Raw genomic sequence first — 17653 nt, 5'->3', positions numbered from 1 at the left:
TTTTAGAATGAGGTCATTAAAACAAAGGAGGATACCATGGCACATTGTAAAATGACACATGAAATGATTCGCGTATTTGATTTAGAACGGTCGATGGCCTTTTATGCCGACGCATTGGATATGCATGAATCCAGACGGAAAGAACAACCTGCCGGAAAATTTACCTTGGTTTTTTTATCAGACGGAGAAAGCGATTTTGAATTGGAACTCACTTACAATTATGATCCGGAGGTGCCCTATACTCACGGGACAGGTTATGGACATTTGGCCGTATGGGTGGATGATTTGGAGGCAACCTATAAAGAACATCAACAAAAAGGATATATGGTCGGACCTTTGAAAGGTCTTTCCGGTGACGGCCGAAAAAATTATTATTTCCTGACCGATCCGGACGGTTACCAAATCGAAGTGATTCGCCGTCCCCAATAAATAATCGCTTGGCAAATTAAGATGCAACGCAATTAAAAAGCTCTGCTAAAGCAGAGCTTTTTAATTGCGTGTTTAAACTGCACGGACTACACAGCGCCATCATTTTCCGACGATAAATCGCGCATATTGTTCAGACACAGCCCAATGGTCGAAGCATTGTGCAAAATGGCTCCCGTCTGGGGAACGATAACGCCGGCGATACCCCCGGCCAAAATGCTTCCATTTAAAACATTGCCAATCACATACGTATGATGCATGCGCTTCATCAGCTGATCCGATATCTTTTTTAAAACCACTAACTGATCCAAATCGGATCCGGAGATGGTTACATCCGCGATTTCCTGTGCGATATCCGCACCCTCTTTAATCGCGACTCCGACATCCGCTGCTGATAGTGCCGGTGAATCGTTAATGCCGTCGCCGATCATGATTACTTTGCGCCCGGCGGCTCGCTGTCTTTCCACATAATGGGCCTTATCTTCCGGCAGCACTTCAGAATAGTATTCTTCAATACCCGCCTGCGCGGCGATCACTTTCGCCGTTTTGTCGCTATCTCCTGTTATCATCACGATGTGATGGAATCCAACGGTTTTTAACGCTTGGATAATTTGCGGTGCTTCTGCTTTGATCGGGTCAGAGATGCCAAATACCGCAACCAATTCTCCGCCGATCGCCATATAAAGATAGCTGTATTCCGGCGGCATGGTTACCAGTGACGCCTGAATGTCGTCACTCATCTTCACGCCTTCGTCTTCGAAAAGAAAATGATAAGAGCCGATCACTACGCGCTGATCATCAATTTTCGCGGCAATGCCATGTGCCACAATATATTCAGCCTTAGTGTGCATTTCTTCATGTTCAAGATTCTTTTTCGCTGCGGCTTTAACCACGGCGTTGGCCAGAGAATGTGGGAAATGTTCCTCCAGACAGGCGGCAATGCGCAGCATCTCATCTGGATCGCGGTCATCAAATGTCATGATCTTCCGAACCACCGGCGTAGCTTTGGTTAAAGTGCCAGTTTTGTCGAAAATAATCGTATCTGCTTCCGCAATAGATTCCAAGAACTTACCGCCCTTAACCGTCATTTGATGCCGGCCGGCTTCCCGCATGGCGGAAAGCACGGCAATAGGCATCGCCACCTCAACCGCACAAGAGAAGTCCGCCATAAGCACCGATGCTGCCTTCATAACGTCTCGAGTCAATGCAAATGCCAAAAGCGCAGCTCCAAAGGTCCAGGGCACCAATTTGTCTGCAACCGAAACGGCTTTCATTTGGGTCAGAGCGGCCATGTTTTCTGATTGCTCAATCATTTTAACAATCTTGTCATAGCGCGTTTTCCCAGTGGCAGAGACCACCTGCACGGTCAATTCCCCTTCCTCTAAGACGGTGCCGGCATAAACCGTCACGCCGGGATATTTACTGACCGCTAAGGGTTCTCCCGTCAGTGCGGCTTGATTGACCAAAGCTTCTCCGTCAAGCACCTTGCCGTCCAGAGGAATCATGTTCCCCATGGTGACTCGGAATCGATCACCGTTTTGCATATGGTTAAGGGAAACCTGATGTTCCGAACCGTCTGCTTCAACTTTCCAAACCTTTTCAACATTCAGCGACAAGGACTGGGCCAGATCGTCCACAGATTTTTTATACGTCCATTCTTCAAGAATTTCACCAATTTCCGTCAGGAAAACCACGGAGCTTGCCGTTTCAAATTCACCGGTCAAAAGGGCTGCCAAAACGGCTGCTGCATGGATGATCTCCGCCGAGAAATTTTTCTGCCATAAATCCCTTAGTCCGCAGAAAACAAAAGGAGTCGCGTGGATAATGGTCACAGTTGTCCGAATCGGCACCGGCAGACACAATGTTCTAAAGACTTTTGAAATAATTTTATTAATGATTTTTTCTTTAAAATGTTCGTTAGTTGCCCGAGATGACACTGTCGGCACATTGTCTTTTAGCGCCGGATCATCTAAATCCATCGTCGAAATGTAATCCAATAGCGCTGAACGCACCCCGTTATAAATCACCACTAATTGCGCCGTCCGCGCATAAACTTTCACACGCGTAACACCGGGCATTTCAATCAAGGTGTAATAAAGCACGTCCGCTTCGCCTTCTGTCAAACGCTTTTTGGTTAAATCCAAATGAAAACGATTCGGGCTTTGATGAATCAGTCGAAATCTCATGGCGCTACGCCCTGCTCATCATTTGCTTGCTTCTGCAGTTTTCTGAGCGATTGCTTCTGCCGATTCTGCCGCTTCTTTATCAGCATAATATTTTTCTGCGATCATATCGGCATCCGCCGCAATATCATCATAACCAGCCTGGCATTTTTCAACACTGTCTTTAATAGCATTGACTGCAATTTTCGTACCGGCGACCACGTAGGCGCTCGCCTTTTTAGCGCGCTTGCTCTTGGCCCAATTGACACCCAAAGTTCCCAATAGGAAACCGCCGCCGATCTTTAATACATTCCCTTTAATAGACATTTTTATACCTCCGCATTAATCATTATGATAAGCCGGTTGATTCATCATTGTTTCAAACATATGAACCAAAATGAATATTTACAGCCTCATTATACATATGGGGGTATTAGTTGTAAAGTGTTTTTTGAAAAAAATAAGTTTTAAAGAAAAAAGCCTTTCGAATGGTCATCTACCATTTTTCGTATATTAAAAACACCTGTTCACGATTTGCGAACAGGTGTCGAAGTTAGTGCCCTTTGTGCTTGGTTTTTTTCTTTTGCTGTTTGAGCTTGAACAAGTGTTGTTTTTTAGCTTGTTTGCGCGCTCTGCGCGACTTTTGTCTGACTTTTTTCTTATTTGACAAGTCTTCCTGAAGAACTCGCTGAGCCTTTGTGCCTTTTCGTGGCGTTTGAAACTGTCTTTGAATCTGTCGCTGCCTTCTTTTGGGATTCTTGGCTAAGGGTTTTGCTTCATACGGCGTGCCTTCACTAAAAGACAAATATGCGTATTGTTCTAAAATAAATGCCAAAATTTCGTTATCTTTGGGTTCACCGCCAAAGGTAACTTTGCAAAAGCTTTCCTTGCCATCTTCCGTTCGTGAAAACATCCCCACCCAAAAGGGATCCTCAAAATAAACAACTAAACTGCTTGTTACCTTCTCCATAACGACCCTCCTTTTAAAAAATATGATCAAAGAAAGGACGACCCAGGAGGGGAAGGTTACTGAATGTTTTCACATTTCTGGACTACCGACCAGAATCCAAAAGGATTGTGTTTTTATCTTTGATTTTGACTTTGCAGTATTTGCTCAGATTTGATCTGTGCTGCCCGTTTTACCCGCATAACAGTCGGTCTCGACCGATGTCAGATTGTTGAGTTCGTAGGGCGTTCCCTGATACATAAAATGGAGCCAATTGGTGTACAGACAATTAGAAACGGATCGCCAGCGTAAAAGCGGTTCCCGCAAGGGATCATCGTCGGGATAATAATTCTCCGGGATATCCGGATCAAGCCCTGCCTTCATGTCGCGCTTATACTCTTTATCTAATTCCATCCGATCGTATTCGGTATGGCCTAAAACAAAAATCTGCCGAGAAGAATAAGCCAGAATAATGGTTGATCCGACTTCTTCTCCGCTTGCGCAAACATAAAGTTCCGGATTCTGGGCAACAGCCGCTTCATCAATCCCCGTATAGCGCGAATGCGGAATATAAAAGACATCGTCCATTCCGCGCATTAACATTTTCTTATGGTGTAAAACCCGATGTTCATAAATCCCCGAGATTTTTTTCTCCAACGCAACCTTTCGAATCCCGTGATGATAATAAAGGCCGGCCTGAGCGCCCCAACAAACATGAAACGTTGTGAAAACATGGGTCTTTGACCATGTCATAATGGTTGTGATCTCATCCCAGTACTCCACATCTTCAAAGGGCATTTTTTCAACTGGCGCTCCAGTAATAACGAGTCCATCAAAGCGCTCGTTCTTTAACTCAGAAAAGGTCTGATAGAATTTATTGAGATGAGAAGTCGCCGTATGTGTCGGTTCATAACTTTCCGTTTTCATAAAAGTGATCTGCGTTTGAATCGGAAAATTGGATAGTACGCGAAGCAGATCCAATTCCGTATCTTCTTTTAATGGCATCAGATTCAATATGCAAATCTGCAATGGACGAATTTGCTGTGTGTGTGCACGCCGTTCATCCATCACGAAAATATTTTCGGATTCTAAAATTTTTTTTGCCGGCAAATCATTCTGAACTAAAATCGGCATGATCTAACCTCCTGATGGTTTCATGGTAGTTTTTTATCATATCATATTTCCTGTTCAACATGATTTTAAAGTTTATTTGCACTAAATTAAAAACAAGACTGCAGACATTCGTCCACAGCCTTGGATGATTTTCAAACGTATAATCAGCAATTACATCATGCCGCCCATACCAGCACCTGCAGGCATGGCCGGAGCCGGGTTTTCTTCAGGATGGTCTGCCACAGCTACTTCCGTTGTCAAGAGCATGGCTGTAATGGAAGCCGCATTTTGAATGGCCGTTCTGGTGACTTTGGTCGGATCAATAATGCCTTTTTCGACCATATCGACATATGCATCGCTCAAGACATCATAACCGATGCCCTTTTCCTTCTTCCGAAGTTCATTGACAATGACGGAACCTTCCACACCGGCATTTTCTGCAATCTGGCGGACCGGTTCTTCAATGGCTCTGCGGATGATGGCCGCGCCAATTTTTTCGTCGCCATCTAACGTGGCAACCAATTTATCAACATCGTCAACAGTGTCGAGCAATGCGGTTCCGCCGCCGGGAACAATCCCTTCCTGAACGGCAGCTCTGGTTGCATTCAGCGCGTCTTCAATATGGTATTTCATTTCTTTCAGTTCAACTTCTGTGGCTGCACCAACCTGGATCACGGCAACACCACCAGCCAGTTTTGCCAAGCGTTCCTGAAGTTTTTCACGGTCATAATCGGAGTCGGTGGCCGGAATCTGCGCTTTAATCTGTGCAACGCGTTCTTCCACAGCAGTTTTGTCGCCCTGGCCGTCCACGATGATCGTATTTTCTTTATCGACCTTCACCTGACGAGCGCGACCTAATTGTTCGACGGTGGTGTCTTTTAATTCAAGGCCAACTTCCTCGGAAATGACCTGTCCGCCGGTTAAAATAGCAATATCCTGAAGCATGGCCTTTCTTCTGTCGCCAAAGCCTGGCGCTTTAACGGCCACACAATTGAAGGTCCCGCGCAATTTGTTCAAAACCAATGTGGTTAAAGCTTCGCCTTCGACATCTTCAGCAATAATGAGGAGTTTTCCGCCCTGCTGGACAATCTGTTCGAGCACCGGCAAAATTTCCTGGATATTGGAAATCTTTTTATCTGTAATTAAGATATACGGATTATCCAATTCGGAGACCATTTTTTCGGTATCCGTTACCATATAACCTGATAAATATCCGCGATCAAACTGCATCCCTTCGGTAAAGTCCAGTTCGGTTCCCATCCCTTTACCTTCTTCAACCGTGATCACGCCGTCATCGCCAACCTTAGCCATGGCTTCAGCGATCAGCTGACCGATTTTTTCGTTTTGCGCGGAAATCGACGCAACCTGTTCTTTGGATTTGTCGGATTGAACCGGCTGAGACAATGCTTTCAAGCCGTCAACGACTACATCGACCGCTTTTTCAATCCCTTTTTTCAAAACCATCGGATTCGCACCGGCCACCACATTGCGATTGCCTTCCCGGACAATCGCCTGTGCCAAAAGCGTTGCCGTTGTTGTTCCGTCACCAGCAACATCGTTGGTCTTGGTGGCAACTTCCTTCACCAGCTGTGCACCCATATTTTCAAAAGCATCTTCTAATTCGATTTCTTTTGCAATGGTCACACCATCATTGGTGATTGTCGGGGCGCCATATGTTTTTGAAAGCAATACATTTCTGCCCTTTGGTCCCAAAGTAATTTTAACTGCATCTGCCAGCTGATCGACACCACTAATTAAAGCTTCTCTTGCGTCTGCGCGGTATTTAACATCTTTTGCCATACAAATAGCCTCCTCAAATTTAAACTATCAATAAAACGCGTTTTTTTCTTTATTCAACAATCGCTAAAACGTCGCTTTGTTTGATGATCAAAAATTGTTCACCTTCCACTTTGACTTCGTTGCCTGAATATTTGGAATAAATCACCTGATCACCGACCCGAACGTCCAGCGGCACTTTTTTCCCGTCAATCACTTCGCCAGAACCAACAGCGATAACTTCTCCCTGTTGGGGTTTTTCCTGCGCGGAATCCGGTAAAACAATACCAGAACTGGTTTTTGCTTCTTCTTCCTTAACTTTAACGACGAGCTTATCACCCAAAGGTCTTAACTTCATACTAATGCCTCCTATAAGTTAATAAAATAGCACTTCTCTATTAGCACTCAACATATCTGAGTGCTAATAGTATGTTAATCGATTGGCTGAATTTTTGCAATCATTTTTTTAGTTTTTTTATTTCTTTTAAGATAAAGAATCAGCCAATTGCGCCGGCAGTTCCAATCCCGGTTCTGCATTCAAATCCCAACCGGACAGGCGGCCGGCTTTAAAATCATAGTAAGCGCGTGCTCCAATCATTGCAGCATTATCCGTGCACAATGTCAACGGCGGATAATACAGCTCCCATCCATTTTCCTGACTTGCCTGCTTCAAAGCGTCGCGAAGCCCGCGATTGGCAGATACGCCACCAGCGACACAAATTTTATTCATCCCGGTTGATCTAGCGCAGTCTATGGTTTTCTTCACAAGCACTTCAACCACAGCCGCCTGAAAAGATGCGGCAATATCCTCCGGCTTATAAGCGATATTTTTCATGTTGTAATGATTCAAATAGTTTAAAACGGCAGACTTTAATCCGGAAAAACTAAAATCAAAGGTATCTTTTTCCAGAAAGACACGTGGAAAATCCACAAAACCCGGATTACCTATTTCGGCGGCTCGGTCGATGGCCGGACCGCCGGGATAAGGGTAACCTAAAACACGAGCCACCTTGTCAAATGCCTCTCCAGCCGCATCATCCCTTGTTTGTCCCAAAATAATATTGCTCTCGTAGTCCTCTACCAAAACCAAATTTGTATGACCGCCAGAAACCACCAATGCCAAAAACGGCGGCGTTAACGCAGGAAAAGCCAAATAATTTGCCGCAATGTGGCCCTCGATATGATTGACACCAATCAACGGCTTTCCCAACGCATAAGCCAACGCCTTGGCTTCTGAAACCCCCACCAAAAGCGCGCCGACCAATCCTGGGCCGCGGGTTACGGCGATCGCGTCAACCGCTTTGAGGGTTAAACCGGTGTCATCCAGTGCATCTTGAATCACATAGGGCAGTTTTATAACGTGATTACGCGATGCAATCTCCGGAACCACACCACCGTATTTACGATGGATCGCGATTTGTGTATAAATTTGATCCGCCAAAATTTTTCGACCGTCTTCGACGATGGCAACAGATGTCTCGTCGCAAGAAGTCTCAATGCTCAAAATTTTCATATTCACATTCCACTTCTCTATTCATAACGGGACCGACATCAAATAAGCGTTCGAGCCATCGGGATAATATCGCTCACGCTTTCCAATGATTTCAAATCCCAGGTGACGATAAAGTTTGAGGGCTTGATGATTTTTTTGCCTGACTTCCAGGGTCATTTCTGTGCAGCCATTCAAACGTGCATAATCCATCATGGTTTTCATCAATCGTCGACCGAGACCGCGCTGCTGCCAATCCGGTAACACGGCAACCTTCATGATCTGCGCTTCATCCGCCACACACCATTCACCGGCAAAACCAACCACTTGCAGTGCCTGTTCTTGCCCTGACGAATGCTCGATAATCACATAATGAGCTAATGGATTTTTAATTTCCTGAAAAAATGAAGCCTCCTTCCAGGGAACCAGTCCTGCGTCTCGGTCGATCGTCAGGACCTGGGCAATATCGGCGCGAATCATCGGCCGAAGACCAAAAGAAGATGGGCTCAAAACTTCATCTGCCATTTTATTAGCCGAATCTTTCTTCCGCAGAGGATTTGCGAATATAGTTTAACGTGGCCTGCATGCAATCTGTCGTTTGACCTGCAGCAATTTTCTGCATCCCGATTTGTGCTGCAGAAGAAGCTCGATTCATCCGTATAAATGGCGGTGCACAAACACCCTCGGATAGCAATTCACATAAATGCTCGCCGTATTTTTTGACGCCGTCTCCTACAAAATAAATGGGTCCAGCATAGTCCTTTAAGATATCCGCCAACACATCGACCGTGCATACCCGTTCTGATAATACCGTTCGCAAGCTATTTGCCGTCGGCCGATAAGCCGCTGTGTATACTTGCTGCCGCTGTGCATCCAAAATGGGACAAACCAATCCATCCGCACAATACAAATTAGCCGCCAACGCCTCCAATGTCGAAACGGTCACCATTGGTTTGCAAAGGGCCTGCGCAAATCCCTTGACCGTCGCTATACCAATGCGCAAGCCGGTGAAAGAGCCGGGACCGTTCACCACGCCGAAAACATCAATCTCTTGAATAGATAATCCAGAATCCTGCAGCATATGGTCAATCGCCGGCAACATTTTTTCGGAATGCTTTTTGCGATAATTGACAATCGTTTCTGCCATCAAACGATCATCATCGATCACTGCAGCACTGGCCACAATCGTTGCCGTGTCCACTATCAATAATTTCATTATTATTCCTTTCAGTACTTATTATCCAATCAGACAATCAAAATTCAAGTTTATAATCTGTGATATAATAACAAATAATTGATGTTCTTACAATTTTACGAATAAAACTGTTATATCTTTGCTCTGCAATGGGCTTAAATTAATGAAAGGACTCCCTTATGTCTCGTCAATACAGTTATCCTGCCGTTTTTGATATTCACCCCGCTTTTTTCACCATCACTTTTCCGGATCTGCCGATTGAACCGATCCGATTCGCGGCTGAGGAGATCGCTGAATCCTTCGATCACGCTGCGACTGTTTTAGGGAATTACATTTCGGAATCCTTAATTTTTGAAACGCCACTCCCCGAACCAACCCCTTTGGCGGTTCTCCCTTTAACATCAGCACAAAAGGGTGTCATGATCACCATTTCAGAAGTTTTATAATCTATTTTCCTTACTCAGTTCCCCCGGATAAATTTCGTTTTTATTCACATAACACAATGGCATTCGCCATCGAATGTATCCTTGTTTGCTCTTTTAAGGTATTCAAGCTTTGATCAAACATCTGCCTTTAATTTTATCTTACTTTATCTATGCATAATTTTTATTCTGAATTTCTGCCACAAAAAAAGCCACCACATCTGGCGGCTCCCAATCCGAGTATAGAGAGACCCTTTACTTTATCGCAAGATTTTCTGATAAAAAAGATCAAATCATTGCACTCTCAAATACCAATCCGTTTGAATCGACATCACTCAATGCACTTGATTGGAGATCGAAACGTTTCGGTCATCCCACAAAACCACCTTCTGCTTTTGCCGAGAATTTTTAACGTCAATGATCCGCTGATTGACACTGCCGCGGTATAATAAAGTAATGTCCTTTTGCTCTTGCACAAAGCGACCATCCACCAGCACATCCGTCAGGTCAAGGATCGCCTGTGTCGTTTCTGACGGATCCGTCGACAACACCTCATAGGTAAATCCAGTGTAAATCCACAAATCCATCTGGGGGAAGACTTGTTTAAAACGCATCAGAAAAGGAAGCAACGCTCGTTGATTTTCCGGTTCCATCGGCTCCCCACCCAGCAACGTCAGGCCACGATAGCAAGGTTCTCGGAGATCGGATAAAATCTTTTCATGAACCGACGTCGAAAAGACCTTCCCGTAATTAAAATCCCAAGCCACTTGATTGAAACAACCCGGACATGCGTGGCGACAGCCTGACACAAACAAGCTCAAACGAATGCCCGGACCATTGGCAATATCATGCTCATGAATCGAAGCATAATGCATCATTTCTTTCCTAACTTCCATTATTTCCAATAAAATCCATATTGATTACAAATGAAGTACGCGCTCTTTAATCTCTTGCGTTCGTCCCTGATTAAAGCCGGTTGCGCCACCGAGATAACCACAAACACGCCGCACCACTGACATTTTGTTTAATTCGCGGTTGCCGCAATTAGGACATTCCCAGATCAATTTACCAGCTTCATTCTCTACGGCCTTGATTTCGCCATCGTAACCACACACTTCACAAAAATCACTTTTGGTGTTTAATTCTGCATAGGTGATATGATTATAGATATGCTTCATCACTTCCAAAACCGCCGGAATGTTATTCTGCATGTTTGGCACCTCCACGTAAGAAATAGCGCCTCCCGGTGATAAACGCTGAAAATCCGCTTCAAACGTTAATTTGCTAAAAGCATCAATGGGTTCCGTCACATGAACGTGATAAGAATTGGTAATGTAATTTTTATCCGTCACCCCTTTGATGATTCCAAATCGTTTTTGCAAACACCTGGCAAATTTATAGGTCGTTGATTCCATCGGTGTCCCATAAACCGAATAGGCAATGTTTTCTTCTGTCCGCCACTCTTGGCATTTATCATTCAGCTTTTGCATCACGGCCAATGCGAAATTTTTCGCTTTATCGTCCGTGTGCGATTTACCCGTCATGTAACGACACGTTTCATACAACCCCGCATATCCTAAGGAAATCGTGCTGTAACCACCATAAAGCAGTGCATCAATCGTTTCTCCTGATTTTAGTCGTGCCAACGCACCATGCTGCCATAAAATCGGCGCCACATCAGAAGGCGTTCCCAAAAGCCGTTCGTGACGGCAGCGCAAAGCTTTGTGACAAAGTTCCAGCCTTTCGTCTAAAATCTCCCAGAATTGGACCATATCCCCTCCGGATGAACACGCCGCATCCACCAAATTAAGCGTCACCACGCCTTGATTGAAGCGACCATAAAATTTATGACTGCCGTCTGAATTTCGCTGTGAATCTTCCACCGTCAAAAAACTGCGACACCCCATGCAGGTATAGACATTGCCTTGTTTGAGTTGTTTCATGATTTTAGCTGAAATATAATCCGGCACCATGCGTTTGGCCGTGCATCGCGCAGCCAAATCGGTCAAATACCAATACGGGGCTGATTCGTAAATATTGTCTTCATCCAGCACGTAAATCAACTTGGGGAACGTCGGCGTAACCCAGACATCCTGTTCATTTTTAACGCCCGTGATGCGCTGATTGAGCACTTCTTCTATGATAAGGGCCAGATCCTTACGCACCTGCCCGTCCGGCACTTCATCCAAATACATAAACATTGTGACAAACGGCGCCTGCCCATTACACGTCATCAATGTGATCAATTGGTACTGAATGGTTTGAATACCGCTTTTAATCTCTTCTTTTAAACGTGCAAAAACGATCTTTTCGATAATCTCACGATTCATAACTTCGTCGCAAAGCCTGCGTTCTTCAATCACTTGCTGGCGGATTTTTTGTCGGCTCACGTCGACAAATGGCGCCAGATGCGAAAGTGTAAAGGATTGCCCCCCATATTGGTTGGAAGCCACCTGTGCCACGATCTGCGTAGTAATATTGCATGCAGTATAAAAACTATGGGGTTTATCAATTTTCGTGCCGGAAATAACCGTCCCATTTTGCAACATATCTTCCAAGTTGATCAAATCGCAATTATGCTCGCGCATGGCAAAATAATCAGCGTCGTGAAAATGAATAATCCCTTCTTCGTGGGCCTTCACCACATCTTCTGGCAAGAAAAGCCGTTTGGATAAATCCTTGCTGACCTCCCCGGCGATATAATCGCGTTGCGTAGAATTAATTGTTGGATTTTTATTGGCATTCTCCTGTTTGACCAATTCATTTTCACGATTAATCAAAGCTAAAATTTTACGATCTGTCGTATTTGACCGGCGAAGGGCTGTCCGCTTATCCCGGTAATGCATATACGCCTGGGCTACCTCATACCCACGCATTTCCATAATGCCCGTTTCGACCAAATCCTGAATATCTTCAACACCAACCGCATGCCGATAGGTAGAAATTTGTTTTTCCACATTGTCAGCTACCGCCTGAATTTGGGCCGCATTTAACTGACGAATGGGATTCACTTCTGTATTGGCTTTTGTAATCGCGTTAACGATTTTATCGATATTAAATAAAACTTCTTCGCCGTTTCGCTTAATCACATTCTTCATGAGAATTCTCCATCTTTTCATTTTCTTCAAAGTTTGGGACAGATGTTATTATACGCTCGCCATAATTGAGATTCAAGTAAAATCGAAACTGAACTCTATATTTTGTGTTTGTAGTTTTAAAATCACCAATATTTAGGGTTTATTTTCTCAAAGCAAAGATGACATGATTGTCATTTTATATTCTTCCGGAGTTTATAAGCAGATTCAACTGTGTTGCACTTGACTTGACAATTCAAGAATAAAAAAGCCGCTTACCAGCGGTTTATTATAACGATAATATCGATCGATATGCATCGATCAAATCTTCCAAATGCATTTGGGCATTGGCCGGACTGGTGGACGGGAGTCCCAAATGCGACAGTCTGCTGATCTGTGGATCTAAGGCCCAATACTCTCGGAATAATTTTGTCGCTTTTCCCCCAGTAGTAACAATTCCCCGAATGAGAGTTTGTGATACGATCGCTGTCAAATCATTATAATGCACATTTTTGATAGATGTATCCGAGGCCCCTCGAATATCACAACTGCCAATCACATCCCACAATGCCAGTGAATGTTTTTTGAGAAATAACTGTTTCTGTTCGATACTCTCCGGTACCATTTCCTGATAAACACCGGCCAACGTTTTCCAAAAGCGATTGCGCGGATGACCGTAATAAAATCCGACTTCCCGCGATTTGGGAGATGGCAAGGAACCTAAGATTAAAATCTGTGAGTGCGCATCGTAAAAAGGGACCAACGTGTGCTCAATATGTTCATACGCGGCCATGTAAGAATGCCACCTTTCTTTTTTCCGGCGGATACGGCCGATGATTGGCCATCCAAAAATCGAACCGCCGAAGCAATCTTGTTGCAAAATCTATCCCGAAAATCAGAATAGGCAGCACGACGAGCCAATAGTAAGGGGCCGCAATTGCGCTGATTACCGGGATCCCTCTTGCATTGCGCATCAAAAGATAATTTGCATTAAAAATTGTCGACGCCCAAAAAGCAACTGCCAAAATAATACCCACGCCGACCAGTTGCTTTCCTATCTGTTTGAGAGAACGATGATACCCCTGCTTCGACGACATTGGCATACTTAGCGCAATGGTAACCATTAAACCATGGGAAACCATACTCTGAACGGACATCACATGAATACCGGCGTAATCGTAAAAGACCCAAAGCGGATAAATCAATACTGCAACACCACCAAGAAATGCTGCCACATCAACATAAGGATAGAGTTTTTCAAGCCGAAACATTGCTATAAATGGCAAAACCATGCAAATTTGATTGCACCAATCAAAACGAAAATTCGTCCAATGCATACCGTAGTAATACGTGCGCCATGCAATTCGGAACAATTCCAACAACAGCATCAAAACGCCTAAAACTATCAAAACCTTTTGGCTAAAATAGGGATTTTGCTTTCGTTTCTGAACGGCCATAATGGTCACAATCGCGCAGACAATCAGTGTTGCCAGCACAATGTGTGCTTGGGAAAACACGCGATTCTGCCGAATGACATCCTGCGGCTTAAAATAATGATTGTAAAAATAGTTTATACCCATGAGCTCATTCCGTTCCGTTTTATTAATTCGATCCTCGATCTGTTGATCATCATAACAAAAAGACCTGAAAAGCGCAAACACGCTCTCAGGTCTTTTATGAAGCAATAATCGAATGCAGTATTATTTTTTCATGTCCACACGCTGACCAATTTTGCTTTCAGTGCCGTTTAAAATTCGTTTGATGTTGCTGCGGTGCTGAATGTCTGTTGACAGCGCCATAAAAATTGTCAGTGCCAAAGTCGGAAGATTATGCACCCCCAAAAAGCCGAGAGCTACAAACGGCAAAATGGTCATCCCCATCATTGAAGAAAGAGAAACCATTCTGAAAATAACTAATAGAATCAATCCAACCGCAATGCAAATAAGCGCAATGCGCCAATCGTAGACGAGAAACAAACCGATAGACGTCGCGGTTCCTTTACCGCCGCGAAATTTTAAAAGCGCCGGCCAATTGTGGCCGCATAAAACGGCAATACCCGTTCCGGCGGTCCACCAAGGACTTAATCCCACATGGCTTTCTAATAAACGTGCCACCACAATGCATAATGACCCTTTCAAAGCATCCAACAGTAAAACTAAACCAGCGTATTTGAGTCCCATTGTCCTCAAAACATTTGTTGTACCGGCATTACCGCTGCCAAAATTTCGAATATCCTCACCACGAACAGCCTTAACAACGATATAGGCAAAATCCAGATTGCCCACAAAATAAGATGCTATGAGCAACAACACACCCCAAACTACATTCATCTGTTATCCTCCTCCAATTCTCCCGATAACGGATTTTATTCTTTTTTCTGATCTTTCTGCATTGATGCTAAGTTTGCTTGCTTCATTCGTTCCAAAAGTGTCATCAATTTTTGGATGACACGATCATAATTTTGCCGATAATGCGGAAAACAACAATTGGTACAGATCTTTACCCCTTTATCCGAAACAGTATAATTACCTCCGCAGTCTTTGCCTAAGGCATAAAGAGGACAATAACAAAACAGACAATTAAAATCCTCCAGGTTCTCCATTGGATGGCATGGAAAATATTCGCATTCCCGATGCTGAAAAAATTTATAATGGTCTGTCTTTAATGGCTGGCTCATTCTGCAACCAAGGCCATACCTTTGGCCATTGCCGCTTTGTTTAATTCAACAAATTTCGATTTAACATTATCTTCGATAATCCGGTTCCAATCGATATGTTCCAGGCCCATTGCCTTAACGATCGTTCCCAGCAAAATCACATTTGTTACTTTTTCATTGCCCATTTCTGTCGCGATATCTGAAGCCGGAATCACTTTTGCATCAGCGATTTTAGCAAGCTCTCCCAAAATATCCGGATGATATTCCGCCTGGCCGATCACGACCGGCATCGGCCAGATCTCCGTGTCATTGACAATCACTTTACCATCTGCTTTCAGATAATCGATATAGCGCATGGCTTCCATCTTTTCAAAGGCAACGAGGATATCGGCCGTTCCCAATTCAATTACCGGAGACTGTACTTCATCGCCATAGCGAACCTGGGAACTGACTGATCCGCCGCGCTGACTCATCCCATGAATTTCACTCATCTTGACATCGTAGCCGGCCTGCATTAAACCTGTCGTCAGCAATTTGGCTGCCGTGATCGTTCCCTGTCCGCCGACACCCGCCAATAAAATATTTTTTGTCTTCATTATGATCACGCTTTCTTAACAATTGCATCGACCGGACAAACCTGACCACAAACGCTACAGCCCACACAGGCGCTGGTAATGGTCATTTTTTTGTCTTTAACGCGGCCAAATTCCAGCGCCGGACATCCTGTTCCAATGCATTTCTTGCATCCGATGCATTTGTCCATGAGAACTTCATATTTTTCGGTAAATACCTGAGGGAATTCTTCCTTGTCTTCCATCGAAAGCCGTTTTAAAGCGCAGGGCCAACGGGTAATAATAACCGCCGGACCCTCACAGGTAATCCCCCATTCCAGCGCTGCCTTGGTTTCTTCCAAGTTATTGGGATCAATGGTTCGAATATTCTCGATATTCAGAGCCCGGCAAACGGCTTCAATATCAATAATTGGCGCGGCATTGCCTTTCAGATCGTAACCGCTTCCCGGATTTTCCTGATGGCCCGTCATGCCAGTAATACGGTTATCCAAAATCACGGTCAAATAAGAGCTCCTGTTGTAAGCCGCATCCATCAAGGACGTGATTCCGGAATGAAAGAAAGTAGAATCCCCGATTACGGAAACGACCTTTTTGTCTTCGCCTTTAATTTTAAAAGCCTGAGCCACACCATGTCCACCAGAGATAGAAGCTCCCATACAGACCAACGCATCCGTTGCATTATACGGCGCAGAAAGCCCTAAAGTATAGCAACCTATGTCGCCAAAAATCATGGTGTTTTTCAGTTTGCCTAATTCATAAAAAAAACCACGATGCGGGCAGCCCGCACAAAGTGCCGGCGGTCGGCCGACAACGGTTTTTTCGTTCGGCGCCAATACTTCCTGGCTTCTGCCAAAGGCAGCTTTGCGAATCTTTTCCGGGAGCAGTTCTCCCATCTGCGGGAACAGGTCTTTCCCAATGCAGTCAATTCCGGCTGCTTTGATCTCTGTTTCCATGATGGGATCATTTTCTTCCAAAACATAAATCGTCTTGACCTTGGAAGCAAATGCCTTAATCATGTCCATCGGCATCGGATAAGAAAAACCAATTTTGCAATAGGATGCCTGATCGCCGAAGACTTCTTTCGCGTAGCAGTATGAAACCCCAGATGCAACGATCCCGATGTCTTTATGATTATCTTCATAATAATTCCACTTACATTCATTGGTGAATGTTTTTAAGCGTTCAAAATTTTGGGCTAACTTTTGCTGCATTCCCGGCGTGAACGCCGGCAGCGGGCAATATTTTTGAATATTTTTTTCGTAAGGTTTATCGGCAATCTCCGTGCGATCTGAGCATTCAACAATACTCTTAGAATGGTCAACACGGGTGGTCATTCTGAACAACACAGGGATGTCAAAAGTTTCAGACACATCATAAGCATCCTTCATCATATCTTTAGTCTCCTGTGAATCCGAAGGTTCAAACATGGCCAATTTGGCATGGCGCGCATACCGGCGATTATCCTGTTCATTTTGAGACGAAAACATTCCCGGTTCATCGGCCGTCAAGATAACAGATCCTCCGTTGACACCCAAATACGCGAAAGTAAACATGGGATCGGCGGCTACGTTCATACCCACATGCTTCATGCAAGCCAAGGTTCTAATGCCGGCAATAGAGGCCCCAGCAACCGCTTCCACGGCCACTTTTTCGTTAGGCGCCCATTCCGTCTGAACTTCATCATAAAGTGCCAGATTCTCCAGGATTTCTGTACTGGGAGTGCCCGGATAAGCCGATGCAAATTTTACCCCAGCTTCCCATGCACCGCGCGCAGCGGCTTCGTTGCCAGTAAATAATTTTTTCATAGCGTCCTCCTACTTTG

Annotated in this window: 19 protein-coding genes; 2 read left to right on the top strand and 17 right to left on the bottom strand. The window is 44.5% G+C overall.

Annotated elements, in window-relative coordinates; translation table 11 throughout:
- Positions 1–36 precede the first annotated feature (36 nt).
- On the top strand, positions 37–429 hold the full coding sequence (gene gloA / locus V3C63_RS08145; RefSeq protein ID WP_329887300.1) for a lactoylglutathione lyase: 393 nt from the start codon (positions 37–39) through the stop codon (positions 427–429).
- Between the two features lie 86 nt (positions 430–515).
- On the opposite strand, the gene V3C63_RS08140 is transcribed toward gloA, so the two are convergent.
- The 9 genes from V3C63_RS08140 to tsaB form a co-directional block, all read right to left on the bottom strand.
- Positions 516–2612 (bottom strand): heavy metal translocating P-type ATPase, encoded by a 2097-nt coding sequence (locus V3C63_RS08140; protein ID WP_329887299.1) that lies wholly within the window; start codon positions 2610–2612, stop codon positions 516–518.
- Between the two features lie 18 nt (positions 2613–2630).
- Positions 2631–2915 (bottom strand): DUF6110 family protein, encoded by a 285-nt coding sequence (locus V3C63_RS08135; protein ID WP_329887298.1) that lies wholly within the window; start codon positions 2913–2915, stop codon positions 2631–2633.
- A 226-nt stretch (positions 2916–3141) separates the two neighbouring features.
- Entirely contained in the window at positions 3142–3558 is a 417-nt protein-coding gene (locus V3C63_RS08130) for a YjdF family protein (RefSeq protein WP_329887297.1), read from the bottom strand.
- Positions 3559–3702: 144 nt separating this feature from the next.
- Positions 3703–4668 (bottom strand): homoserine O-succinyltransferase, encoded by a 966-nt coding sequence (locus V3C63_RS08125; protein WP_329887296.1) that lies wholly within the window; start codon positions 4666–4668, stop codon positions 3703–3705.
- Positions 4669–4818: 150 nt separating this feature from the next.
- Positions 4819–6447 (bottom strand): chaperonin GroEL, encoded by a 1629-nt coding sequence (groL, locus tag V3C63_RS08120; protein WP_329887295.1) that lies wholly within the window; start codon positions 6445–6447, stop codon positions 4819–4821.
- Between the two features lie 49 nt (positions 6448–6496).
- Complete coding sequence (groES, locus tag V3C63_RS08115) at positions 6497–6781, bottom strand: co-chaperone GroES (RefSeq protein ID WP_006598031.1); 285 nt, start codon at positions 6779–6781, stop codon at positions 6497–6499.
- Positions 6782–6907: 126 nt separating this feature from the next.
- Positions 6908–7936 carry a tRNA (adenosine(37)-N6)-threonylcarbamoyltransferase complex transferase subunit TsaD gene (gene tsaD / locus V3C63_RS08110; protein WP_329887328.1) on the bottom strand — a complete coding sequence of 343 codons (1029 nt, stop codon included), beginning with the start codon at positions 7934–7936 and terminating at the stop codon, positions 6908–6910.
- 21 nt (positions 7937–7957) lie between these two features.
- Complete coding sequence (gene rimI / locus V3C63_RS08105) at positions 7958–8437, bottom strand: ribosomal protein S18-alanine N-acetyltransferase (protein WP_329887294.1); 480 nt, start codon at positions 8435–8437, stop codon at positions 7958–7960.
- Between the two features lie 4 nt (positions 8438–8441).
- Positions 8442–9128 carry a tRNA (adenosine(37)-N6)-threonylcarbamoyltransferase complex dimerization subunit type 1 TsaB gene (gene tsaB, locus V3C63_RS08100; RefSeq protein ID WP_329887293.1) on the bottom strand — a complete coding sequence of 229 codons (687 nt, stop codon included), beginning with the start codon at positions 9126–9128 and terminating at the stop codon, positions 8442–8444.
- Positions 9129–9286: 158 nt separating this feature from the next.
- Between tsaB and V3C63_RS08095 the strand changes: the two genes are divergently transcribed.
- Positions 9287–9553, top strand: coding sequence for a hypothetical protein (locus V3C63_RS08095; RefSeq protein WP_329887292.1), 267 nt, complete (start codon positions 9287–9289; stop codon positions 9551–9553).
- 311 nt (positions 9554–9864) lie between these two features.
- On the opposite strand, the gene nrdG is transcribed toward V3C63_RS08095, so the two are convergent.
- The 8 genes from nrdG to iorA form a co-directional block, all read right to left on the bottom strand.
- Positions 9865–10425 (bottom strand): anaerobic ribonucleoside-triphosphate reductase activating protein, encoded by a 561-nt coding sequence (nrdG, locus tag V3C63_RS08090; protein WP_329887327.1) that lies wholly within the window; start codon positions 10423–10425, stop codon positions 9865–9867.
- A gap of 24 nt (positions 10426–10449) precedes the next feature.
- Complete coding sequence (gene nrdD, locus V3C63_RS08085; RefSeq protein WP_329887291.1) at positions 10450–12627, bottom strand: anaerobic ribonucleoside-triphosphate reductase; 2178 nt, start codon at positions 12625–12627, stop codon at positions 10450–10452.
- Between the two features lie 265 nt (positions 12628–12892).
- Entirely contained in the window at positions 12893–13396 is a 504-nt protein-coding gene (locus V3C63_RS08080) for a DNA-deoxyinosine glycosylase (RefSeq protein ID WP_329887290.1), read from the bottom strand.
- Positions 13383–14183: a TMEM164 family acyltransferase gene (locus V3C63_RS08075; RefSeq protein ID WP_329887289.1), complete on the bottom strand. Its 801-nt coding sequence runs from the start codon at positions 14181–14183 to the stop codon at positions 13383–13385. The genes V3C63_RS08080 and V3C63_RS08075 overlap by 14 nt, the downstream gene beginning before the upstream one ends.
- A 120-nt stretch (positions 14184–14303) precedes the next feature.
- Positions 14304–14933, bottom strand: a complete 630-nt coding sequence (gene plsY / locus V3C63_RS08070) for a glycerol-3-phosphate 1-O-acyltransferase PlsY (RefSeq protein ID WP_329887288.1) — start codon at positions 14931–14933, stop codon at positions 14304–14306.
- A gap of 35 nt (positions 14934–14968) precedes the next feature.
- Positions 14969–15280, bottom strand: a complete 312-nt coding sequence (locus V3C63_RS08065; protein ID WP_329887287.1) for a cysteine-rich small domain-containing protein — start codon at positions 15278–15280, stop codon at positions 14969–14971.
- The gene (locus tag V3C63_RS08060) at positions 15277–15855 is read right to left on the bottom strand and encodes an indolepyruvate oxidoreductase subunit beta (RefSeq protein ID WP_329887286.1); all 579 of its coding nucleotides are present in this window, start codon (positions 15853–15855) and stop codon (positions 15277–15279) included. The genes V3C63_RS08065 and V3C63_RS08060 overlap by 4 nt, the downstream gene beginning before the upstream one ends.
- Positions 15856–15860: 5 nt before the next feature.
- Positions 15861–17636, bottom strand: a complete 1776-nt coding sequence (gene iorA, locus V3C63_RS08055; RefSeq protein ID WP_329887285.1) for an indolepyruvate ferredoxin oxidoreductase subunit alpha — start codon at positions 17634–17636, stop codon at positions 15861–15863.
- Between the last annotated feature and the right edge of the window lie 17 nt (positions 17637–17653).

Origin of the sequence: Pseudoramibacter faecis, assembly GCF_036289405.1 — a bacterium.
In the GTDB taxonomy this organism is placed as follows: Bacteria; Bacillota; Clostridia; order Eubacteriales; family Eubacteriaceae; genus Pseudoramibacter; species Pseudoramibacter faecis.
The sequence above is the reverse complement of the archived record's forward strand: the minus strand, read 5'-3'. Positions and strand labels throughout refer to the sequence as shown.